Origin of the sequence: Micromonospora sp. NPDC127501 (genome assembly GCF_040302185.1) — a bacterium.
Lineage (GTDB): Bacteria > Actinomycetota > Actinomycetes > Mycobacteriales > Micromonosporaceae > Micromonospora.
This window is the reverse complement of sequence record NZ_JBEORJ010000002.1, coordinates 625,905-647,207: the sequence shown is the minus strand read 5'-3', so window position 1 is coordinate 647,207 and position 21,303 is coordinate 625,905. Positions and strand designations below refer to the sequence as shown.

The 21,303-nt window shown below is 71.1% G+C and carries 19 protein-coding genes and 1 pseudogene; 18 read left to right on the top strand and 2 right to left on the bottom strand.

Going from position 1 to position 21,303, the window contains the following annotated elements; all coding sequences use genetic code 11:
- The first annotated feature begins 178 nt into the window (after window positions 1-178).
- Genes ABTW72_RS07015 through ABTW72_RS06995 form a run of 5 tightly spaced genes read left to right on the top strand, consistent with a single transcriptional unit; the run spans window position 179 to window position 5,731 of the window.
- Window positions 179-859 carry a response regulator transcription factor gene (locus ABTW72_RS07015; RefSeq protein ID WP_350855227.1) on the top strand — a complete coding sequence of 227 codons (681 nt, stop codon included), beginning with the start codon at window positions 179-181 and terminating at the stop codon, window positions 857-859.
- Window positions 856-1,938: a sensor histidine kinase gene (locus ABTW72_RS07010; RefSeq protein ID WP_350855224.1), complete on the top strand. Its 1,083-nt coding sequence runs from the start codon at window positions 856-858 to the stop codon at window positions 1,936-1,938. Before ABTW72_RS07015 ends, ABTW72_RS07010 begins: the two co-directional genes overlap by 4 nt.
- Window positions 1,935-3,629 carry a DUF4153 domain-containing protein gene (locus tag ABTW72_RS07005; protein ID WP_350855222.1) on the top strand — a complete coding sequence of 565 codons (1,695 nt, stop codon included), beginning with the start codon at window positions 1,935-1,937 and terminating at the stop codon, window positions 3,627-3,629. Before ABTW72_RS07010 ends, ABTW72_RS07005 begins: the two co-directional genes overlap by 4 nt.
- A 44-nt stretch (window positions 3,630-3,673) precedes the next feature.
- A complete protein-coding gene (locus ABTW72_RS07000) occupies window positions 3,674-4,087 on the top strand; it encodes a DUF485 domain-containing protein (RefSeq protein ID WP_225855272.1) in 414 nt (137 codons plus the stop codon).
- Window positions 4,088-5,731, top strand: coding sequence for a sodium/solute symporter (locus ABTW72_RS06995; protein ID WP_350855219.1), 1,644 nt, complete (start codon window positions 4,088-4,090; stop codon window positions 5,729-5,731).
- Between the two features lie 100 nt (window positions 5,732-5,831).
- Here ABTW72_RS06995 and ABTW72_RS06990 read toward each other — a convergent pair whose 3' ends face one another.
- Window positions 5,832-6,686 carry a hypothetical protein gene (locus ABTW72_RS06990; protein WP_350855217.1) on the bottom strand — a complete coding sequence of 285 codons (855 nt, stop codon included), beginning with the start codon at window positions 6,684-6,686 and terminating at the stop codon, window positions 5,832-5,834.
- Window positions 6,679-7,179: a SigE family RNA polymerase sigma factor gene (locus ABTW72_RS06985; RefSeq protein ID WP_350855214.1), complete on the bottom strand. Its 501-nt coding sequence runs from the start codon at window positions 7,177-7,179 to the stop codon at window positions 6,679-6,681. The genes ABTW72_RS06990 and ABTW72_RS06985 overlap by 8 nt, the downstream gene beginning before the upstream one ends.
- A 278-nt stretch (window positions 7,180-7,457) precedes the next feature.
- Between ABTW72_RS06985 and ABTW72_RS06980 the strand changes: the two genes are divergently transcribed.
- The 13 genes and pseudogenes from ABTW72_RS06980 to ABTW72_RS06920 all read left to right on the top strand — a co-directional run bounded on the left by ABTW72_RS06980 (window position 7,458) and on the right by ABTW72_RS06920 (window position 21,260).
- Window positions 7,458-8,222 carry an ABC transporter ATP-binding protein gene (locus ABTW72_RS06980; protein WP_091396824.1) on the top strand — a complete coding sequence of 255 codons (765 nt, stop codon included), beginning with the start codon at window positions 7,458-7,460 and terminating at the stop codon, window positions 8,220-8,222.
- On the top strand, window positions 8,207-9,910 hold the full coding sequence (locus ABTW72_RS06975) for an ABC transporter permease (protein ID WP_502892163.1): 1,704 nt from the start codon (window positions 8,207-8,209) through the stop codon (window positions 9,908-9,910). Before ABTW72_RS06980 ends, ABTW72_RS06975 begins: the two co-directional genes overlap by 16 nt.
- Before the next feature lie 87 nt (window positions 9,911-9,997).
- Window positions 9,998-10,897, top strand: coding sequence for an alpha/beta fold hydrolase (locus tag ABTW72_RS06970; RefSeq protein ID WP_350855211.1), 900 nt, complete (start codon window positions 9,998-10,000; stop codon window positions 10,895-10,897).
- Window positions 10,860-11,411, top strand: a pseudogene (locus tag ABTW72_RS06965) (flavin reductase family protein); the annotation flags it as partial. The gene ABTW72_RS06970 and the pseudogene ABTW72_RS06965, both read left to right, overlap by 38 nt.
- Before the next feature lie 175 nt (window positions 11,412-11,586).
- Complete coding sequence (locus ABTW72_RS06960; RefSeq protein WP_124853905.1) at window positions 11,587-11,952, top strand: DUF485 domain-containing protein; 366 nt, start codon at window positions 11,587-11,589, stop codon at window positions 11,950-11,952.
- Window positions 11,930-13,621, top strand: coding sequence for a monocarboxylic acid transporter (locus ABTW72_RS06955; RefSeq protein ID WP_124853906.1), 1,692 nt, complete (start codon window positions 11,930-11,932; stop codon window positions 13,619-13,621). Before ABTW72_RS06960 ends, ABTW72_RS06955 begins: the two co-directional genes overlap by 23 nt.
- Window positions 13,622-13,710: 89 nt before the next feature.
- Window positions 13,711-14,688, top strand: a complete 978-nt coding sequence (locus tag ABTW72_RS06950) for an NAD-dependent epimerase/dehydratase family protein (RefSeq protein ID WP_350855207.1) — start codon at window positions 13,711-13,713, stop codon at window positions 14,686-14,688.
- A gap of 76 nt (window positions 14,689-14,764) precedes the next feature.
- A complete protein-coding gene (locus tag ABTW72_RS06945) occupies window positions 14,765-15,991 on the top strand; it encodes an LCP family protein (RefSeq protein ID WP_350855204.1) in 1,227 nt (408 codons plus the stop codon).
- A 159-nt stretch (window positions 15,992-16,150) separates the two neighbouring features.
- Window positions 16,151-17,419, top strand: a complete 1,269-nt coding sequence (locus tag ABTW72_RS06940) for an LCP family protein (protein ID WP_350855201.1) — start codon at window positions 16,151-16,153, stop codon at window positions 17,417-17,419.
- 220 nt (window positions 17,420-17,639) lie between these two features.
- A complete protein-coding gene (locus ABTW72_RS06935) occupies window positions 17,640-18,557 on the top strand; it encodes an LCP family protein (RefSeq protein WP_350855198.1) in 918 nt (305 codons plus the stop codon).
- 58 nt (window positions 18,558-18,615) lie between these two features.
- Complete coding sequence (locus tag ABTW72_RS06930) at window positions 18,616-18,951, top strand: rhodanese-like domain-containing protein (RefSeq protein WP_030487745.1); 336 nt, start codon at window positions 18,616-18,618, stop codon at window positions 18,949-18,951.
- Window positions 18,952-18,961: 10 nt separating this feature from the next.
- Complete coding sequence (locus ABTW72_RS06925) at window positions 18,962-19,750, top strand: glycerophosphodiester phosphodiesterase (RefSeq protein WP_091396796.1); 789 nt, start codon at window positions 18,962-18,964, stop codon at window positions 19,748-19,750.
- 55 nt (window positions 19,751-19,805) lie between these two features.
- Window positions 19,806-21,260 carry a PAS domain-containing sensor histidine kinase gene (locus tag ABTW72_RS06920; RefSeq protein ID WP_350855195.1) on the top strand — a complete coding sequence of 485 codons (1,455 nt, stop codon included), beginning with the start codon at window positions 19,806-19,808 and terminating at the stop codon, window positions 21,258-21,260.
- The last annotated feature ends 43 nt before the right edge of the window (window positions 21,261-21,303 follow it).

The window sequence follows — 21,303 nt, the reverse complement described above, 5'->3', positions numbered from 1 at the left end:
CACCTCCTCTCTACCGGACCACCCTGACAGCACAGTCGGTTGTCCACAACGAGCCTCCGGAGTTCCCACACGCCAGCCGGCATGATCCCCGAGTTATCCACAGCCGTGACCGGTTCTCCACAGGTTATTCACAACGCAAACCACTGATCTCCACGGCCGCTCCCTACAGTCAGGACCCATGAACGCACGCCGGGTACTGGTGGTCGAGGACGAACGGACCATCGCCGAGTCCATCGCCGCCCGACTACGGGCCGAGGGTTTCACGGTGGAGATCGCGACGGACGGGCCCAGCGCGGTCGCCCAGTTCCACGCCGGACAGCCGGATCTCGTCGTCCTCGACGTGATGCTGCCGGGCTTCGACGGCTTGGAGGTGTGCCGCCGGATCCAGGCCGACCGGCCGGTGCCGGTGCTGATGCTCACCGCCCGTGACGACGAGACCGACCTGCTCGTGGGCCTGGCGGTCGGCGCGGACGACTACCTCACCAAGCCGTTCTCGATGCGGGAACTCACCGCCCGGGTGCATGTCCTGCTGCGTCGGATGGAGCGGGCCGCCGCCACTCCCGCGCCGCCCGCCATCCGCCTCGGCGACATCGAGATCAACGAGGCCGAGCGACGGGTCCGCCGGGCCGGCGCGGACGTGCACCTCACCCCGACCGAGTTCGACCTGCTGGTCCACCTCGCGGGGCGGCCCCGCACGGTGCTCCCCCGGGAACGGCTGCTCGCCGAGGTCTGGGGATGGGGCGACGGGAGCGGCACCCGCACAGTGGACAGCCACATCAAGGCTCTGCGCCGCAAGCTGGGTGCCGACCTCATCCGCACGGTGCACGGGGTCGGCTACGCCCTGGAGCTGCCGTCATGACGGCGACCCTGCTCACCCGGCTGGACCGGGTGCTGGAGCTACTGCCCCGACCGCTGGACCCGGTGCGCTCGATCAAGCTGAAGCTGGGTGTGCTGCTGGTCGCCTCCGGTGCGGCCGGCCTGGCCTACTTCTCGTACGGCATCGGCTGGCCGCCGCCGATCACCTCGGCCACCGCCATCGCCGTCGCCCTGCTCACCTCGCAGGTGCTCGCCCACGGCATGACCTCGCCGTTGCGGGACATGACGGCGGCCGCCGGTGCGATGGCCCGTGGCGACTACACACGTCGGGTGCGCGCCACCTCCCGCGACGAGGTCGGCGAGCTGGCCCAGGCGTTCAACAAGATGGCCGAGGATCTGCACGCCGCCGACCAGCGTCGACGCGAGCTGATCGCCAACGTCTCGCACGAGCTGCGTACGCCGATCACCGCGTTGCAGGGCGTGCTGGAGAACATGGTGGACGGGGTCGCCGACCCCGAACCCGCGGCGCTGCGTTCGGCGTTGGCCCAGACCGAACGGCTCGGGCACCTCGTGGCCGACCTGCTCGACCTGTCCCGACTCGACGCCGGGGTGGTGCCGCTGCGGCGCGTACGCATGGACGTGGGGGACTTCCTCGACGAGGCGGTGGAGCACGCCACGGCCAGCGCGTCCGGCGCCGGCCTGGACGTGCGCTTCCAGCTCCGGGACCTGCCGACACCGCTGACGGTCCACGCGGACCCGTGGCGGCTGCACCAGGTCTTCGCGAACCTCCTGGACAACGCGGCCCGACACAGCCCACCCGGCGGCACGGTGCGGGTGTGCGCCGAGGAACACGGCGACCAGCTCCGCTTCGAGGTGAGCGACGAGGGCCAGGGCATTCCGCCGGCCGAGCGATCGCGGGTGTTCGAGCGGTTCACCCGCGGCGACCGGTCGGCCGGCGGCGGGACCGGCCTCGGCCTGGCCATCGCCCGGTGGGTCGTCGAACTACACGGCGGTCGGATCGGTGTCCTCGATCCCGCCGGACCAGACCGGGGTGACCGACCCGGCTGCCGCATCCAGGTCACCATCCCGTGCGACGGGCCCTACCGAGAAGAGGCCGCATGACCAGCCCCGGCAGCACCCCCCTCCCGGCCACCGGGCCAGCGCAGGTCGCCCCGACCGTCAGGCCCGGCCCGGCCGCACCGCCAGCGGCCGGTCGGCCCCCGGCAGCTCCGGCCGCACCGCTCCTGCCCCGGCCACCATCGATGATCGCGCGGCGCTGGCCGGGGCCGTCCGGCGATGCGGTTCCGACGGTGCTGGTGGTGTCGACGGCGGCGGCGTTCGTCGGCGCCTCGGTGCTCACGATGGTTCGTCCGAGCCTCGGCTGGCTGGTCGCCGCGTTGGCCGGCACTGCCGCCCTCAGCACCGCAGCGGTCGTCAGGTCCGGCACGTCCTCCCCGGTCGCGGGCCGCACCGCGCCGACCGAGCCCGGCACCGCAACCGGCGCCCAACCCGCCCGTCCCGGTGCCACGGGGGCACCGGGGCGGGCGGCGCAGGCCGCCTGGGCTGCCGCGACGGTCGCGTTGATCGCCGTCGGCACGTTCCGGGCCGCCGGTTGGCTCTTCGCGCTCTGCCTGATCGCAGCGGTGGGGACCGGGACACTCGCGGTGACCGGCGGGCGAAGCCCATTCGGAATGCTGGTCGCCGTGACGCTGCCACCGACCGCGACGGTACGGGCGCTCCCCTGGGCGGTACGCGGAGTGCGCACCAATCGCTCGGCGGGGTCGGGGATCGGGTTCGGGCGCATCGTGACCAGCCTCGCGGTGTCCGCCGTCCTGCTGACGCTGTTCGGGCTGCTCTTCTCCTCCGCCGACGCGGTCTTCGCCAACCTGGTCGGCGGTCTGCTGCCCGACATCGCGCCGGCCGGTGTGATCGGCTGGTTGCTGCGGCTGATCCTGATCGGCGGTGGTCTGCTCGGTGGCGCCTACCTGGTCACCCGACCACCCGACCTGGAGGGCCTGCGTCCGGCGCCGTCACGGCCGGCCCACCGGCTGGAGTGGACCCTCCCGCTGGTGTTGCTCGACGCCCTGTTCGCCGCGTTCGTGCTGGTCCAGCTCACGGTGTTGTTCGGCGGTGCGGGGCACGTGCTGCGTACGGCCGGGCTCACCTACGCCCAGTACGCCCGTGGCGGATTCTGGCAACTGCTCGCCGTCACCGCGCTCACCCTGCTGGTGATCGCGATCGCCGCCCGTCGGGCGCCGAAGGCCACCCGGGGGGACCGGCTGCTGGTCCGGGTACTGCTCGGCACGCTCACCGTGCTCAGTCTGGTGATCGTCGCCTCGGCGCTCTACCGGATGCAGGTCTACGCCGACGCGTACGGTGCCACCCGGCTGCGGCTCGTCGTGTCGACCGTCGAGATCTGGCTCGGGCTGCTCTTCGTCCTGGTCGGGGTGGCCGTGGCGCGGTTGCGGGCCGAATGGCTCCCCCGGCTGGTGGTCGGCACCGCGGTGCTGGCGCTGCTCGGGCTGGCCCTTCTCAACCCGGATCGCCTGATCGCCGAACGGAACGTCGACCGGTACCTGGAGACCGGCCGGTTGGACGTCAGCTACCTGTCCGGGCTGTCGGCCGACGCCGTACCTGCCCTGGATCGGCTGCCCGAGCCGATGCGCTCCTGCGCGCTCGGGCAGATCGCCGCCGAGCTGCCCCGGGACGGCTTCTGGGCGACGAACCTGGGCAGGGAACGCGCCCGGCGGGTTCTCGACACGACCCCGGTGAGCGCCAGCGTGACCGATTGCCTCGGGTGGCAACGCTGGTGAGCGTGAACGCTTGACAATCGCGTACGGCGGGCGAGACTGCCGGGGTGGCCAAGCAACTCCCCGACGTGGGGTCGAGCGGTGCGGTACCGCCGCCCCGGCGGTCCCGGATCGTGCTGGCCGAGATCACCAGGCAGGACACCCGCGCCGAGCGGACCCGCGCCGAGCTGGCCCAGCAGACCCAGGTCGGCGAGGCCCTGGTCCGCGGCCTGGTCCGGGCCCAACTCGCGCTGGCGCTGCGGCTGTCCCTGGTGGTGGCCATCGGGTTGGGCGGGCTGCCCTGGCTGTTCGCGATCGCGCCCTCGCTCGGCCGGACCACCGTCGCCGGCGTCAACCTGCCGTGGCTGCTGCTCGGGGTGGCCTCCTTCCCGTTCCTGATCGGCGTGGGCTGGGCGTACGTGCGGCTGGCCGAGCGCAACGAGCAGGACTTCACCGACCTGGTGCAACGGCCGGAGCACTGAGTGGGCAACGACTTCGTGGTCCCGGCCATCGTCGCGGTCACCCTGGTCACCGTCGGGATCGGCTTCTACGGGCTGCGGTTGGCCCGGACCACGTCCGACTTTCTGGTGGCGTCCAGGGCGATCAGTCCGACCTGGAACGCCGCCGCCATCGGCGGGGAGTACCTGTCGGCGGCGAGCTTCCTCGGCATCGCGGGGCTGGTCCTCAAGTACGGCGTGGACGTGCTCTGGTACCCGGTCGGGTTCGCCGCCGGCTACCTGGCCCTGCTGCTCTTCGTGGCCGCACCGCTGCGCCGCTCCGGTGCGTTCACCCTGCCCGACTTCTGCGAGCTGCGGCTGGGGTCGCGTCGACTCCGCATCCTGGCCACCGCCTTCGTGATCTTCATCGGTTGGCTGTACCTGGTGCCGCAGCTCCAGGGCGCCGGGCTGACCCTGGCCACTGTGGCCGGCTCCCCGTACCCCCTCGGAGCCCTGCTGGTCGCGGCCGTGGTCACCGCGAACGTGGCGCTGGGCGGCATGCGCGCGATCACCTTCGTGCAGGCGTTCCAGTACTGGCTCAAGCTGACCGCTCTCGCCGTACCGGTGATCTTCCTGGCCCTCCAGTGGCAGGCCGACGGCCGCCCGGCGGTGACCCCGCCCGACGGGCCGACGTTCCGGGCCGCGACCACCGTCGTGGTCGAGCACCGCGCGACCCTCACCCTGCCCGACGGTGACATCCGGGAGGTACGCCCCGGCGACGAGTTGACCTTCGCCGCCGGTGATCCGGTGCCGGACGTCTCCGGGGTGGCCACCGATGCCAACGACTGGTTGCTGCCCAGCGCCGCCGGTGACGACGACCGGGGCCTGTTCGCCACGTACTCGCTGATCCTGGCCACCTTCCTGGGCACCATGGGCCTGCCGCACGTGCTGGTGCGCTTCTACACCAATCCGGACGGCGCGGCGGCCCGCCGAACCACACTGGTCGTGCTGGCGTTGGTCGGCGCGTTCTACCTGCTGCCCACCCTGTACGGGGTCCTCGGCCGGATCTACACCCCGCAGCTGCTGCTCAGCGGCCAGACCGACGCGGTGGTGGTGCTGCTACCCGAAGCGGCCCTGGGTGACGGCCTGGCCGGGCGGCTGCTCGCCGCGCTGGTCGCCGCGGGCGCCTTCGCGGCGTTCCTCTCCACCTCGTCCGGCCTGCTGACCAGCGTCGCCGGGGTGATCTCGACGGACGTGCTCGGCCGGGGCTCGGTACGCGGGTTCCGGCTGGCCACCGTCATCGCCGGTGGTGTGCCCGCGGTGCTGGCGCTGCACGTCTCCGGGCTGGACGTGTCGCAGGTCGTCGGGCTGGCCTTCGCGGTCGCCGCGTCGAGCTTCTGCCCGCTGCTGGTGCTCGGGATCTGGTGGCGCGGGCTGACCGACGTGGGCGCCACCGCCGGCGTGGTGGCCGGCGGCGGCGCGGCGATCGGCGCGGTGCTGGTCACCGTGCTCGGCCCACCGCTGTCCGGCTGGCCGGCCACGCTCATCGCGCAGCCGGCCGCCTGGACGGTGCCGCTGGCCTTCACCGTGATGGTCGCCGTGTCGATGGCGACCCGCAGGCGGGCCCCGGCCGACATCGCCGCCACCATGCTCCGCCTACACACCCCGGAAGCCCTCCGCATGCAGTGATCACCGCCGCCACAACCCCCTCGGTCATGATCACCGCCAGGCGCCCTTCGCCCCGGACCCACCTTGGCCTGGCAGAGGTGAGCCCGGGGTCGCCACCAGGTCAACAGGTGTCAGTGCCGGCGCAGAGCCGCTGGGCCACCGGGCGGGCGTACTGCCGCGCCTCCTTCGGCGTGGTATCCCTGTCCAACGCGACCTGTGCCACCAGATCGCCCTGCCGTACGACGAGCCAGCGGCTGCGCACGCCCTCGATGTCCGAGCCCACCAGCAGAGACTCGTCGCCGGCCCCCAGCCCGTCAGCCAGGACCGACAGCGAGCTGGTCGCCCCCCTGGGTTTGCAGCCGGTGAAAAGTGCGCGGACCCCGTCCATGTCAAGGGCAGCATTGCCGGCCGAGTAGCGGACGACCCGTTGGATCATGCTGTCGGTGGGCGAGTCGAACGACACGGTTCGCTGGGCGAGCCTGCCGTTGGACGTCCACGACGGTGCTTCGCGGCAGTAGATCGACACCGACTCCAGGCTCCAGTCGCCGTCGATGTCGCCCTCTGTCATCGTGAAGCCGGCGGGCAGATCCGAGAGCTGCAGCATGGCTGCGGCCGGGATCGCCGGGTTGGTAGAACCGCCCGACGGCCGACCACTGGTACGTGATGGGCTCGAGGGCGGTGCGGCGGGAGTGGTGCTGGTCGTCGACGGGCGAGGCGCGCCCGAGGTGGCCGACGGCGCGGGTGTCGGGGTGGGTGATCCGGTCGCCGGCAGCACCGGCGTCGGCGCCCCCTCCCGGCCACTGGCCAGCGCCACCGCCCCGGTGGCCACCAGGGCCACCGCCACCACGCCGGCGAGCGCCGCCACGATCCTCGTCTGACGGGTCCGCCGCCGGCCGCGCTCCCGCACCTGCTCGGTCGGGGCCCAGGTCAGGTGCTCGGTGTCCTGGAACAAGTCGACGAAGGGCTGATCAGGCATTGCTGACCTCCTCGGGGAGGGTGGTGCCGAGCAGAGGTGCGAGGGCCTTGCGCCCTCGGGCGAGCCGGGCCTTGACAGTGCCGACCGGAACAGCGGTCCGCGTCGCGATGTCCGCGACCGAAAGATCCGCGAGGTGGTGCAGGACGATCGCCTCGCGTTGGTCCCTCGGCAGTTGGCGTAACGCGGCGACCAGCGCGACAGTGTTCTCCGATGGTGGTCCGACAGCGGTCACCGGACCGTTCCGCCGATGGGCGGTGATCCCGTTACGAATCTTCCGCCAACGGTTCTGGAGGAGGCGGTGTCCCACGACGTGCACCCACGCCTCCGGATCGTCGTACTCGCTGATGCGCCGCCAGCGCTGCCAGGCCCGCACGTACGCCTCCTGCGCGGCATCCTGCGCCTCGTGGATGTCGCCACCGAGCGCGTACAGCACGGTGACGACCCGCTGCCTGCTGGCTCGGTAGAACTCCTCGAAGCCGTCATCTCTGTCCAATGCCCCTCCCCGTGTCGCTCCTGCCTCTGTCACCCGCGAGCACGGCGTCCGGTTGCATCAGGTGCCGCGAGGAGGGGGACGTCCGCGGGGCGCGATCGAGGGCTGAGGTGGCAACCGGCGAGGACCCGGACCGCACCCGGGCGGTGGCCGAGTGGGAGCGGGACAACGGTCGCCAGCATCCGTACCCGGGGCTTTGGGGGCTCGTCCGCCTCGGGGATGATCGCGGGTCCGCCCGTCGCCGGACGGCGGAACTGGCGATCGACGGATAACGTCGGCGCATGACTGTTGAGCACCCCGCGCTCGCACTGCGTGGCCTGGCCAAGCGGTTCGACGGCACCATCGCGGTGGCCGGCGTCGACCTGGACGTTCCCGCCGGCTCCTTCTACGGCCTGCTCGGCCCGAACGGCGCCGGCAAGACGACCACCCTGTCGATGGCTGTCGGGCTGTTGCGACCGGACGCCGGCTCGGCCTGGGTGCTCGGGCACGACGTCTGGCAGGACCCGGTCACCGCCAAGCGGCTGCTCGGCGTGATGCCCGACGGGGTCCGGTTGTTCGACCGGCTGACCGGCGCGGAGTTGCTGGCGTACAACGGGTTGCTGCGGGGGATGGACCCGGCGGTGGTCGACCAGCGGGCTGCCGAGCTGCTGGACGTGCTGGCGCTCGGCGACGCCGGTCGGACGCTGGTGGTGGACTACTCGGCGGGCATGAAGAAGAAGATCGGCCTGGCCTGCGCGCTGCTGCACGGCCCCCGGGTGCTGGTGTTGGACGAGCCGTTCGAGGCGGTCGACCCGGTCTCCGCAGCGCTGATCCGGGACATCCTCACCCGGTACGCGGCCGGCGGCGGCACTGTGGTCTTCTCCAGTCACGTCATGGAGGTCGTCGAGCGGCTCTGCTCGCACGTCGCGATCCTGGCCGGCGGCACCATCAAGCGGGTCGGGACCATCGACGAGGTCCGTGGCGGTCGCTCGTTGGAGCAGGTCTTCGTCGAGGTGGTCGGCGGGCGCACCGCGACCGGCGAGGAGCTGTCGTGGCTCTCCCAGTGAGCGTGGACGCCAGCCCCGCAGCGCCCGTACGCGCTGTCTCCGCTCGCCACTTCGTGCGGCTCAAGCTGCGGGTGATGGGCAACAACTTCCGGGGCCAGGGCTGGCGGATCGCCCTGTTCGTCGGCGGCGCGTTGCTCGGGCTCTGGTTCGCCGCCAGCGGGTTCTTCCTCTTCGCCGCGCCGGGCCTGACCGGCAACGGCCGGTACGCGGTGCTGATCGCGGCGGCCGGTGGCGGGCTGCTGGTGCTGGGTTGGCTGTTTCTGCCGCTGGTCTTCTTCGGTGTGGACGAGACACTGGACCCGGCCCGGTTCGCGCTGCTGCCGCTGCCCCGGCGCACGTTGGTGACCGGCCTGTTCGTGGCGGCCCTGATCAGCGTGCCGGTGCTGGCGGTGCTCATCGCGTCGTTCGGGCTGGTGCTGACCGCCTGGTCGCTGGGTGGCTGGTCAGCGGGGTTGGTCGCCGTCGTGGGTGTGCTCGCCGGGTTGCTGCTCTGTGTGGCCGCCAGCCGGGCGGTGACCAGCGCCTTCGCCACCATGTTGCGGTCCCGACGGGTCCGCGACCTGGCGGCCGTGCTGCTGGCGGTGACGGCCGCGCTGCTCGGCCCGTTGCAGATCTTCGGCCTCGCCGCGCTGCGCGAGGCGGACTGGACCCGGTTGACCGGCGTGGCGACCGTGATCGGCTGGACGCCGTTGGGCGCTCCGTGGACCGCCGGCATCGACGTGGCCCAGGGCCGGGTGTGGGCGGCACCGGTCAAGTTGCTGATCACGGTGGTGGCGCTCGGAGCCCTGCTGGCCTGGTGGTCCCGGTCGATCGAGTCGGCGATGGTGGGTGCGGCGAGCGCCGGCAAGGCCCCGGTGCGGCGCGGGGTCACCGGCGGCGCTGTCGCCCAACTGTTTCCCCGGGTCGCCACCTGGGCCGGCCGGGACCGGTTCGGTGCCCTGGTCGCCCGGGAGGCCCGTTACTGGTGGCGGGACGCGCGCCGGCGGGCCAACCTGATCACGATCGCGGTGGTGGGCATCTTCGTGCCAGTGTTGATCAACGTTACGGGCGGAGACTTCGCGTTCGAGGACGGTGCCGGGCTCACGGCGGCTGCCAGCGACAGCTCACCGGTCGTGGTCACCATCTCCATGCTCCTCGTGGGCGTGCTCGCCGCCGTCACACTGGCCAACCAGTTCGGCTTCGACGGCAGCGCGTACGCGGCGAACGTGGTGGCCGGCGTGCCCGGCCGGGTCGAGTTGCGGGCCCGCATGACGGCCTTCTCGCTGTACGTGCTGCCGATGTTGGGCCTCGTCGCGGTGGTGTTGTCGTTTCTGCTCAGCCGGCCGGAATGGATCGGGCTCACCATCGGCGGCCTGGTCGCCACCTACGGCGCCGGGCTGGCGGTGAACAGCCTGATCTCGGTGCTCGGGGCGTACTCACTGCCGGAGACGAGCAACCCGTTCGCCATGAACAGCGGTGCGGGTCTGGCAAAGGGGCTGCTCACCCTGCTGGCCATGCTCGCCTCGGTGGTCGCCGCGGTGCCGATGGTGGTGGCCGCCGCGCTGCTCGGTGACGCGTGGCTCTGGCTGGCCCTGCCGGTCGGGGCCGCGTACGGGCTGGGCGCGGCGCTGCTGGGCGCGTACCTGGCCGGCGACGTGCTGGACCGACGTCAGCCGGAGCTGCTGGCCACTGTCACCCCCCGGCGCTGAGCGCGGGCCGCCCCGTCCGGCCGAACGCCGGTCGGGGGCACCCGACCCTCGTTATGGTGCGAGCAGTCGGGACGAAGGGGCGTCGGCATGGGCTCGCACACGCGTTACCGCAGCATCGTCGTCGACGGGCTCTCGATCTTCTACCGGGAGGCGGGGGCACCGGACGCGCCGGTGCTGCTGCTCCTGCACGGTTTCCCGTCCTCGTCGCGGATGTTCGAGCCGCTGTTCGATCGGCTCGCCGACCAGTTCCGGCTGATCGCGCCGGACTATCCCGGTTTCGGGCACAGTGCCGCCCCGGATCCGCGGAGTCCGTACACCTTCGACCGGATCGCCGAGACGATGGCGGGTTTCGCCGCCGCCGTCGGCGCGGAGCGCTACCTGCTCTACGTGCAGGACTATGGAGGACCGGTGGGGTTCCGGATGGTCCTCGCCGATCCGGGTCGCCTGCGCGGCCTCATCGTGCAGAACGCGGTAACCCACGACACCGGGCTGGGCCCGCTCTGGGGCACCCGCCGGGCCTTCTGGCAGGACCGGACCGCGCACGAGGCGGCGGTCCGGGAGAACATCCTCTCGCTGGCGGCGATCCGGACCCGGCACGTCGGCAACGATCCGGACCCGGAGCGGTACGACCCCGACCTGTGGGTCGACGAGCATGCCTTCCTCAGTCGCCCGGGGGAGATCGAGCGTCAGGTGGACCTCCAGTACGACTACCGGACCAACGTCGCCTCGTACCCGGCCTGGCAGGACTGGCTCCGCCGGACGCAGCCGCCGCTGCTGGTCGTCTGGGGTCGGTACGACACCTCGTTCGAGGTCACCGAACCCGAGGCGTACCGCTCCGACGTGCCGGGGGCGGAGGTGCACCTGCTCGACGGGGGGCACTTCGTGCTCGACACGCGACCGGACGAGGTCGCCGCCCTGATTCGCTCCTTCGCCGGTCGGGTTCGGGCGACGGGCGGGGCGGGTCACAATGTTTCACGTGAATCATGAGCCGGGTGCCGAGATCCACCACACCGATCCGTTCGCGGTGCCGACCGGGCAACGGTCGCCCGTACGCCGGCTGCGTGGTCGCCTCGCCGCACCGGTGACCCTCTGGACGGCGCCCGGTCCGGCCGGGCTGACCGTCTCGTCCACCCTGGTGGCCGAGGGGGAACCGGACCGGCTGCTCGGGCTGATCGACCCGGAGTCCGACCTCTGGGCGGCCGTCGAGGAGTCGGGTCGGTTCGCGGTCACGCCGCTCGGCCCGCCGCACCGGCAACTCGCCGACCGGTTCGCCGGCCTCTTTCCCGCCCCGGGCGGGCTCTTCGCCACCGGCGCGTGGAACGAGACGCCGTACGGGCCGGTTCCGGCGGACGCCGGCGGCTGGGCCGGGTGCCGGCTGGACACCGCCCGGGAGTACGGCTGGGGCCTGCTGGTCGAGGCCACGATCGAGGCGGTCGACCTGGCCGAGGAGGCCACCCCGCTGCTGCACTACCGCGGTCGTTACCACGAGCTGCCGGCCTGAACGGACGCCTCGCCAGGGGCGACCGATCACCGCAGTGACCTGAGTCACTTGGCGCAGCCAGTCAACCGCTCGGCGCACTCGCCGACCGGCGTCGATCTCAGCCTTCCCTGCCGGGGAGTGCGCTCTTTACGGTGCGCGAAACTCCTCTGACGCCTGTGAAGGTGGTGATCCACAGATGTCCACGGACACACCCGCTCCGGCTGCTTCCCAGTCGGACAAGTACCTGGCCGTACAACGGTCGGACGAGTTCGCCGGGCTGCGGCGTGCGCTGCGCGGCTTCGTCTTCCCGATGACCGTCGCGTTCTTCCTGTGGTATGCGCTCTACGTCATTCTCTCCGCGTACGCCCGGGACTTCATGGGCACGAAGCTGTTCGGCAGCAACATCAACGTCGCACTGGTCTTCGGCCTGCTCCAGTTCGTCTCCACGTTCCTGATCGCCTGGCTCTACTCCCGGTACGCGGACCGGAAGATCGACCCCATCGCGGACCGGATCCGCGCCGAGATCGGGGAGGTGACCCATGAGCAAGGTCCTCGCGGTTGAGACGTTCCTCGCGGCCGAGGCGGGCGATCACACCGCCCGCAACCTGACCATCACGCTCTTCCTGGTCTTCGTGGCGGTGACCCTGGGCATCACCATCTGGGCCAGCCGGCAGACCAAGACGGCGACCGACTTCTACGCGGGCGGCCGGTCCTTCTCCGGCTTCCAGAACGGCATGGCGATCGGCGGCGACTACATGTCGGCCGCCTCGTTCCTCGGCATCGCCGGCATCATCGCGCTGTACGGCTACGACGGCTTCCTCTACTCGATCGGCTTCCTGGTCGCCTGGCTGGTGGCCCTTCTGCTCGTCGCTGAGCTGCTGCGGAACTCGGGCCGGTACACGATGGCGGACGTGCTGGCCTTCCGGATGCGTCAGCGTCCGGTGCGTACGGCCGCGGCGGTCTCCACCATCACGGTGTCGATCTTCTACCTGCTCGCTCAGATGGTCGGCGCCGGCGCGCTGGTCGCGCTGCTGCTCGGCATCCGGCCGGGGACGACCTTCCTCGGCATGGACGCGGACACGGCGAAGGTGGCCACCATCATCATGGTCGGCACGCTGATGATCATCTACGTGACCGTGGGTGGCATGAAGGGCACCACCTACGTGCAGATCGTCAAGGCGTTCCTGCTCATGGGTGGCGCGCTGTTGATGACCATCCTGGTGCTGGCGAAGTTCAACTTCAACCTGTCGGAGCTGCTCGGCCAGGCGGCCGCCGCCTCCGGCAAGGGCAGCGCGTTCCTCGAACCCGGGTTGCGGTACGGCGTCGAGGTCGCCGGCAACTCGACGCAGACCTTCTACAACAAGGTGGATCTGCTGTCCCTGGGCATCGCCCTGGTGCTCGGCACCGCCGGTCTGCCGCACATCCTGATCCGCTTCTACACGGTGCCGACCGCGAAGGCGGCCCGCAAGAGCGTGCTCTGGGCGATCGGCATCATCGGCACCTTCTACCTGCTCACCCTGGCGCTCGGCTTCGGTGCGGCGGCGCTGGTGGGCAGCCAGGCGATCACGGCACAGGACAAGGCCGGCAACACCGCCGCGCCGCAGCTGGCCGAAGCGCTCGGCATCGACTTCTTCGGCGGTGAACTGGGTGGGGCAGCCCTGCTGGCGATCATCGCGGCGGTCGCCTTCGCCACCATCCTCGCGGTGGTCGCCGGGTTGACGCTGGCCTCGTCGTCCAGCCTGGCGCACGACTTCTACGCGAACGTACTGAAGAAGGGTGAGGCGTCGGAGCGGCAGGAGGTGCGGGTCGCCCGGATCTCCGCCCTGGGGATCGGCGCGGTGTCGATCGCCCTGTCGATCTACGCGCAGAACCTCAACGTGGCGTTCCTGGTGGCGCTGGCCTTCGCGGTCGCCGCCTCGGGCAACCTGCCGGCGATCCTCTACAGCCTCTTCTGGCGGCGGTTCAACACCTCCGGCGCGGTGTGGGCGATCTACGGCGGGCTGCTCTCGGCCGTGCTGCTGGTGTTCTTCTCGCCGGTGGTCTCCGGTGCGGCGACCTCGATGTTCCCGGACCACGACTGGCAGTGGTTCCCGCTGTCCAACCCGGGCATCCTCTCCATCCCGTTCGGTTTCCTCTGCGGGTGGATCGGCACTGTCATCTCCAAGGAGCACGACGAGGACAAGTACGCGGAGCTGGAGGTGCGCGCCCTCACCGGCGCTGGCGCCCACTGACCGCGGCACCTGTCGAGGGGTCCCCGGTTGACGCGTGACGTCAACAGGGGACCCCTTCCGCGAATTCGGCGGTCGGTAGGCTGAGCGGCATGAAGGTTGCTGAGCGCTTTGGTTCCGATCACCGCGTCCTCGTCACCGGCGGAGCTGGCTTCGTCCCGTCGCACCTGGTGGACGCCCTGATCGCCCGAGGCTGCACGGTGGTGGCGCTGGACAACTTCGTGACCGGCTCCAAGGAGAACGTCGCCCACCTGCTGGATAAGCCGACCTTCACCCTCGTCGAAGCGGACATCTCCGACGGTCTGCCGACCCACCAGCCGGCGCTGGCCGAGCGGTTCGACGCGATCCTGCACATGGCCTCTCCGGCCAGCCCCACCGACTTCGCCCAGTTGCCGGTGGAGATCCTCCGGGTCGGCTCGGTCGGCACCCTGCACCTGCTGGAGCGCGCGGTCGCCGACGGCGCCCGGTTCCTGATGGCCTCCACCTCCGAGGCGTACGGGGACCCGAAGGAGCACCCGCAGCGGGAGACCTACTGGGGCAACGTCAACCCGATCGGGGTCCGCAGCGTCTACGACGAGGCCAAGCGCTTCTCCGAGGCCGCGACGATGGCCTACCACCGCTACCGGGGGCTCGACGCGGCGATCGTCCGGATCTTCAACACGTACGGCCCGCGGATGCGCCCGGACGACGGCCGCGCCATCCCCACCTTCATCTCCCAGGCGCTGCGCGGCGAGCCGATCACCGTGCACGGCACGGGCAACCAGACCCGGTCCATCTGCTTTGTCGAGGATCTGGTGCGCGGCATCCTGCTGCTGCTCGACTCGACCGAGACGGGCCCGGTCAACTGCGGCACCGAGCACGAGCTGACCATGCGGCAACTCGCCGAGTTGATCGTGTCGCTCTCCGACAGCACCTCGAAGGTGACCTATGTCACCCGCAGCTCGGATGACCCGGAGATGCGCCGACCGGATCTCACGCTCGCTCGTGAACTGCTCGGATACGAGCCGTCGGTCGCGCCCGAAGATGGCCTGCGACGCACGATCGAGTACTTCCGGTCGCGGCTAGGGTAACCAGATTTACGCGTACCGCCCGCCGCTGAGTGTCGCCTGAAGGCGGCAGTGGCTCCCGCTACGTACCCTGAGTTACATGTCCGCGACCTCGTCTGCCGGCGTCCCGCATCCGTACCTGCACCGCAGCGCCGGGCGCGCGTCGGTGCCCGGCCCCGATCGGGGAGCCTCCGGGCGTGCCCGTCCGACCGAGGCGCGCTTCTACCCGTCGTACGACGAGGAGGAGCCTCGGTCCGGTGGCCCGGCGGGGCCCACCGGGCCCGGCGGTGCGGGTGGCACCGGTGGTCCGGGGCGGCGCGGCCCGCGACCGCGCTGGGGCCGAATCGCCCTGGTGGCCGGGGCCGCGGTGCTGGTGCTGGCGCTGCTCGGCAGCGTCGGCGCCTGGTTGTACGCCCGCAACCTCAACGGTGACCTGGCCCGCACCGACCCGTTCGCGGAGATCACCGGTGGCCGGCCCGCCAAGACCGTCGATGGCGCGCTGAACATCCTGCTGGTCGGCAGCGACTCCCGGGACCCGGACGCGCCGGTCGACAGCAAGAGTCAGTGGCGCGCCGACACGATCATCATCATGCACATTCCGGCCGACCACCAGGAGGCCTACCTGGTCTCCATTCCCCGCGACCTGTACGTGCCGATCCCGGAGAGCGCCGGCGCGGACTGCGGCTCCGGTTCGCGAGCGAAGATCAACGCAGCGTTCGCGTTCGGTGGGCTGCCGCTGGCGGTACGCACCGTGGAGTGCTTCACCGACGTTCGGATCGACCATGTGATGGCGATCGACTTCGGCGGTTTCAAGGAGGTCACCGACGCTCTCGGCGGGGTGGACCTGAAGGTGGAGCGCACCATCACCTCGATCCACAAGCCGTACCGGACCTTCACCAAGGGCACCAACCACATGGACGGTGCGGAGGCGCTGGACTGGATCCGGCAGCGCAAGCAGTTCCCGGACGGGGACTTCGCCCGGATGCGGCACCAGCAGGAGTTCCTTCGGGCGCTGATGGACAAGGCGGCCAGCACCGGCACGCTGGCGAACCCGAAGAAGCTCAACGATTTCCTCAAGTCGGTGACGGCGGCCGTAACCGTCGACCAGACTTTCTCGGTTACAGACATGGCGCTGCAGTTCCGTAACCTGCGCGGCCAGAACCTCACCTTTGTGACCAGCCCGAACTCGGGCAGCGACACCATCAACGGCGAGTCGGTGGTGGTGTCGGACCGGGAGAAGGCGCTCGCGATGTACCAGGCCATGTCCGCGGACACGATGGCCGACTGGGTCAAGGCGAACCCGCCGAAGAGCAACGACGGCGGCTGACCGCAGCCCGACCGGCACCAGCCGTTCGGGTCATCGAGCAGCGACGATCGAATGAGCCTGCAAAATTCGACGTCCGGATTGACCCGGGATGAACTCGCCAAGTCGATTTGATGTACGTACAGTGGTGCCGCCCCCTCCTGATCACGAGCTGGAGCACGCATGCCGGTTCAGGCCAGTCGTCGCCCTTCTTCCTCCGGGTCCGCCGCCCCCAGCGGTCGAGTCGCTGCGGCCATACCCGCGCAGGCGCGCCCCTCGGGCGGCGGGCCTGGCTCGCGTCCGCCCGGCAGCGGCGGTGGTGGCGGTGGCGACCGCCCGGGTGGCGGTGGGTCGAAGAAGCGGACCAAGCGCAAGGACCCGCTCTGGGCCAGACTGACCGTTGTCTTCGGTGCCGTGCTGATGCTGAGCAGCGGGGTGGCCATCGTCGGCAGCAAGGCGTTGATCGGGCAGGCGACCGGTGGCATCGCGAAGGGCAACCTGCTGGGTGATGCCGGCAAGTCCGACGCCGAGGGCGGTGCGAGCCTGGACGGCCCGATCGACATGCTGCTGCTCGGCGTGGACGCGCGGGAGCGCTGGGCCGCCGACGACGTCCGCTCGGACAGCATCATCATCCTGCACATTCCGGCCACGCACGACCAGGCGTACCTGATCTCGATCCCCCGGGACACCGAGGCGCAGATCCCGGCGTTCAAGAAGAGCGGCTACGGCGGCGGCTCCGGAAAGATCAACGCCGCGTTCCAGGCCGGTGCGGCCAACGGTGGCGGCTGGGAGGGTGGCGCCCAGCTGATGGCCCAGACGATCAAGCGGCTCACCGGGATCAGCTTCGACGGCGCGGCGATCATCAACTTCGGTGGCTTCAAGAACGTCATCGACACCCTGGGCACGGTGCGGATCTGTGTCAGCCAGGAGGTCAAGTCGCTGCACATGTCGTACGTCGACGGCAAGCCGATGTGGAACGCGGACGCCAAGAAGACCGGCAAGGAGCGGACCCCGGTGGTGCACAAGAAGGGCTGCCAGGAGATGGAGGGTTGGGCCGCGCTCGACTACTCCCGCCAGCGCAAGTCCCTCAAGAACGGCGACTACGACCGGCAGGCCAACCAGCAGCAGCTGATCAAGGCGATGGCGAAGAAGGCCACCGAGGGTGGGATGTTGTCCAACCCGGCCAAGATGAACAACTTGATCAAGGCGGCGGGCAAGGCGTTCGTGCTGGACACCGGTGGTGTGCCGATCGAGGACTTCATCTTCACCATGCGCGGGGTCACCGGCAACGAGCTGACCATGCTCAAGACCAACAACGGCACCTTCCACGCCAACGACAACAACACCGAGGGCTTGAGCGAAGAGACGATGGCGATGTTCCAGGCGGTCAAGCAGGACAAGCTCGCCGAGTTCGTCTTCACCCACCCCGAGGTGATCTCCACCCGCAAGTGAGGCCGGGAGTCGCGGAAAGCCAGCGAGGGTCCCGTCACCGCCCGTAGCCTGACGTGAGCAGGTTTCACGTATCGGCTGCGGGGAGGCGGTCACGTCCAGGTGGGGACGGAACGCAGCGGACCGGGCCGAAGCGGCCCCGTCCGCCCGGTCGCCTCGAGCCCGTTGGCCGCGGATCCTGCTCGGCATCGGCCTGGCTCTCGTCCTGCTGGCGGGGCTCGCCGTGGCCGGGCTCAAGACGCTCAGCCACCGCTACGACCGCACGGTGACCAGGGAGCAACTGCTCGACGCCGACGCCCGCACCGAGCGCACCGACCTGGACGGGCCGCTCAACTATCTCCTGGTCGGCTCCGACCGACGCCCGGGCGACAGCGGCCCGGACCAACGCTCGGACACCATCCTCATCGTGCACGTCCCCGCCGGGCAGCGGGAGGCGTACCTCGTCTCCATCCCGCGTGACCTGCTGGTCGCCATCCCGCCCACGAACGGCTTCGGCGGCGGTCAAGACAAGATCAACGCCGCGTACGAGCACGGCGGCGGCGGGCAGGCCGGCGCCCAACTGCTCTCCGCCACCCTGCACCGGCTCACCGGAATCCGGTTCGACGGCGCCGCGCTGATCGACTTCTCCGGCTTCCGGAAGGTCATCGACCTGCTCGGCGGGGTGGAGATGTGCGTGGACACCGAGGTCCGCTCGATCCACACCAACCGTGTCTTCTCCACCGGCTGCCAGCAGATGGACGGGGCGCAGGCGCTGGACTACGTCCGACAGCGTTACGACCTGCCCGGCGGTGACTACGACCGGCAGCACCACCAGCAGCAGCTGCTCCGGGCGATGCTGGACAGCGCCGGCAGGGCGGACCTGCGGAGCAACCCCGTCAAACTCGACCAGGTGCTCCGGGCGGTCGGCGGCTCGTTGACCGTCGACACCAACGGCGTACCCCTGGAGGACCTGCTCCTCGCGCTGCGCGCGCTGCCGCCCGACGGGATGCGAGGCGTCCAGGTGCCGTCCTCGCCACAGACCATCGACGAGGTCTCGTACGTGGTGCTCGACAACGGCGGCAACGGGCTCTTCGAGGCGCTCCGCGGCACCCGGGTTCCGGCCTGGGCGCAGGCCAACCCGCGCTGGGTGACCCGGTTGTGACGGTGCCGACGGCCCGGTCGGTGCCGAACCGGGCCACGAGGATCTAGTGTTGCTTCCTGTGTTCGGACCCCAGGTTCCCACCGTGCCCGTGACCGAGATCGCCGACGAGACCTACCTGCTGGATGTGCGGGAGGACGACGAGTGGGCGGCCGGCCACGCGCCCACCGCCCACCACCTGCCGATGATGGAGCTGCCGGCCCGGCTGGCCGAGGTGCCCACCGACCGGGAGGTGGCGGTCGTCTGCCGTTCCGGCGGGCGTTCCGCCCAGGTCGTCGCCTACCTGATCAACAACGGCTGGGAGCAGGTGCGCAACGCCGACGGCGGGATGCGCCAGTGGGCTGCGGTCGGCCGACCGGTGGTCGACGCGAACGGGCAGCCCGGCCAGGTCATCTGAGGCCGGCGGAATGGGCGGGCCACTGGTCTTCGCGCACCGCGGCGCCTCGTTCGACCTACCCGAGCACACCCTCGCCGCGTACCTGCGCGCCCTCGACGAGGGCGCCGACGGCCTGGAGTGCGACGTCCGGCTGACCCGGGACGGGCACCTGGTCTGCGTGCACGACCGACGACTCGACCGCACCAGCAACGGTCGCGGTCTGGTCAGCGCGCGTACGCTCGCCGAACTGGACGCCCTGGACTTCGGCTCGTGGCACCCGGGCAGCGCCCCGAACGGCGACCTGCCGCCGGACGAGTCGCACACCCGCCTGCTGACCCTGGCCCGGCTCTTGGACGCGGTGCTCGCCGCCGGGAGGCCGGTCCGACTGCTGGTGGAGACGAAGCACCCGTCCCGCTACGGCTCGAACGTGGAACGGCGGCTGGTCAGCCTGCTGCGCCGGTACGGGCTCGCCGACCCCGCGCCGGACGACCCGGTGCAGGTCACCGTCATGTCGTTCTCCCCGCTGGCGGTCCGTCGGGTGCGCGAGCTGGCCCCGACGCTGCCCACCGTGCTGTTGCTGGAGGTGCTGCCGCGCTGGCTGCGGTTGGGTCGGCTGCCGTTCGGCACCCGGATCGCCGGACCGGGCATCGGCCTGGTCCGGGCCCGCCCGCAGCTGCTGCCCGCACTGCGCGCGGCCGGCAACCAGGTGTACGTCTGGACGGTCAACGAGCCGACCGACCTCGAGCTGGTGCTGGCCGCCGGAGTGGACGGGATCATCACCGACCGGCCCGCGTACGCCCTCGCCCGGCTGGACCGCTGACCCCATCGACCGGGCGGGGGGTGCCAAAACCGGGTCGGCGGGGCAGACTCGGCACATGCCGGAGCGTATCGATTTCCCCGCTCTCCTCGCCGGCCACACCGTCGTGATCGAGATGATCAACTCCGGGGACGCGGGCCTGCCGGTCCTCACCCAGCTGCTCCGGGTGGTCCAGCCGGCACTCGGCGCGACCGGGATGGCGTTCGTCGAGTTCGGTCCGACCGGCGGTCGCGTCATCGCCGCGACCGGCGCGGCGGAGTGGGCCCTCGGCCGACCACTGGCGGTCGACGACCCGGACACCGTCTGCCTGCTCTCCGGGCCACGGGTACGCCAGGCGCGGGTGAGCGACCTCAACGGCAAGCTGGCCGGCGAACTGGCCGGCAGCGGCCTGCGCCGGATGGTGGTCTCCCGGGCCGAGATCGGTGGTCACACCGTCGGCAGCCTGCACGCGCTCTATCCGGGCGACGACGAGCCGGGCGACGAGCAGCAGGGCGTCATCGCCTATCTCGCCTCCTGCATCGCGCACATGTACGGCGACCAGAGTGGCCTGCCGGTGCACGGCGACGGCCCGGTGGTGGCGGCCCTCGCCGACGGGCTGGCCGTCGTCGACCGGGACGGGCACGTCCGGCTCTGGAACCCGGCCGCCGCCCAGGTCACCGGCCGGACGGTCGAGCAGGCGCTGAGCCGCCCGTTGCCGTTCCCGCTGCCGCCGTCCGGGCAGGTTCGGGACCACCGGATGCCGGACGGCCGCTGGCTGCGGATCACCTCCGGCGACCTGCCCGGCCCGGGAACGCTACGGGTGGTCACCTTCCGCGACATCACCGACCAGCAGCGCCGCGACCACGACCGCGAGCTGTTCGTGGCGGTGACCAGCCACGAGCTGCGCACCCCGGTCACCGTCATCAAGGGGTACGCGGACACCCTCACCGACCACTGGGAGTCGCTGACCGACGTCGACCGACGGCAGGCGGCCCGGGTGATCGGGCAACGCGCCAACGAGCTGGCCCGCCTGGTCGACCGGCTGCTCAGCTCGGCGGCCGAGGTGGGTCCGGGCGACGACCCTCCCACCCCGTTCGACCTCGGCGAGGCGCTGCGCTCCGCCGTCGTCGACCTGCCGGCGGAGCTGCGCCGCCGGCTGGTGCTCCGCCTCCCGAGCGATCTGCCCAAGGCGCTCGGTCACCGGCCCAGCCTGTCCACCGTGCTGACCGAGTTGACGACCAACGCCGGTAAGTACTCGGCACCTGGTTCTCCCATCGAGATCACCGCCTCGGTCGACGGTCATCTGGTGGCGTTCCGGGTCAGCGACCAGGGCATCGGCATCCGACCCGAGCACGTGGAACGGGCGTTCGACCGGTTCTGGCAGGGCGAGTCCGGCGACCGTCGCGGCTACCCGGGGGCCGGGCTCGGCCTCTATCTCGTCCGCCGGATCGTTGAACAGCAGAATGGATGGGTATCCCTACGTCCGAGGACCGGCGGCGGTACGGTCGCAGAGGTGCGGCTACCACGCGGTTGACCAGGGGTGGCGCGACGTGGAGGCAACGGTGGCAGCGGCAACG

What these genes read in the sequence shown, in the direction of transcription:
- ABTW72_RS06925 (WP_091396796.1), top strand. Translation starts at nt 18,962, where the DNA reads ATGGGCGGGCCACTGGTCTTCGCGCACCGCGGCGCCTCGTTCGACCTA.
- ABTW72_RS06950 (WP_350855207.1), top strand. Translation starts at nt 13,711, where the DNA reads ATGAAGGTTGCTGAGCGCTTTGGTTCCGATCACCGCGTCCTCGTCACC.
- ABTW72_RS07005 (WP_350855222.1), top strand. Translation starts at nt 1,935, where the DNA reads ATGACCAGCCCCGGCAGCACCCCCCTCCCGGCCACCGGGCCAGCGCAG.
- ABTW72_RS06970 (WP_350855211.1), top strand. Translation starts at nt 9,998, where the DNA reads ATGGGCTCGCACACGCGTTACCGCAGCATCGTCGTCGACGGGCTCTCG.
- ABTW72_RS06980 (WP_091396824.1), top strand. Translation starts at nt 7,458, where the DNA reads ATGACTGTTGAGCACCCCGCGCTCGCACTGCGTGGCCTGGCCAAGCGG.
- ABTW72_RS06990 (WP_350855217.1), bottom strand. Translation starts at nt 6,686, where the DNA reads ATGCCTGATCAGCCCTTCGTCGACTTGTTCCAGGACACCGAGCACCTG.
- ABTW72_RS07015 (WP_350855227.1), top strand. Translation starts at nt 179, where the DNA reads ATGAACGCACGCCGGGTACTGGTGGTCGAGGACGAACGGACCATCGCC.
- ABTW72_RS07010 (WP_350855224.1), top strand. Translation starts at nt 856, where the DNA reads ATGACGGCGACCCTGCTCACCCGGCTGGACCGGGTGCTGGAGCTACTG.
- ABTW72_RS06960 (WP_124853905.1), top strand. Translation starts at nt 11,587, where the DNA reads ATGTCCACGGACACACCCGCTCCGGCTGCTTCCCAGTCGGACAAGTAC.
- ABTW72_RS06940 (WP_350855201.1), top strand. Translation starts at nt 16,151, where the DNA reads ATGCCGGTTCAGGCCAGTCGTCGCCCTTCTTCCTCCGGGTCCGCCGCC.
- ABTW72_RS06945 (WP_350855204.1), top strand. Translation starts at nt 14,765, where the DNA reads ATGTCCGCGACCTCGTCTGCCGGCGTCCCGCATCCGTACCTGCACCGC.
- ABTW72_RS06920 (WP_350855195.1), top strand. Translation starts at nt 19,806, where the DNA reads ATGCCGGAGCGTATCGATTTCCCCGCTCTCCTCGCCGGCCACACCGTC.
- ABTW72_RS06955 (WP_124853906.1), top strand. Translation starts at nt 11,930, where the DNA reads ATGAGCAAGGTCCTCGCGGTTGAGACGTTCCTCGCGGCCGAGGCGGGC.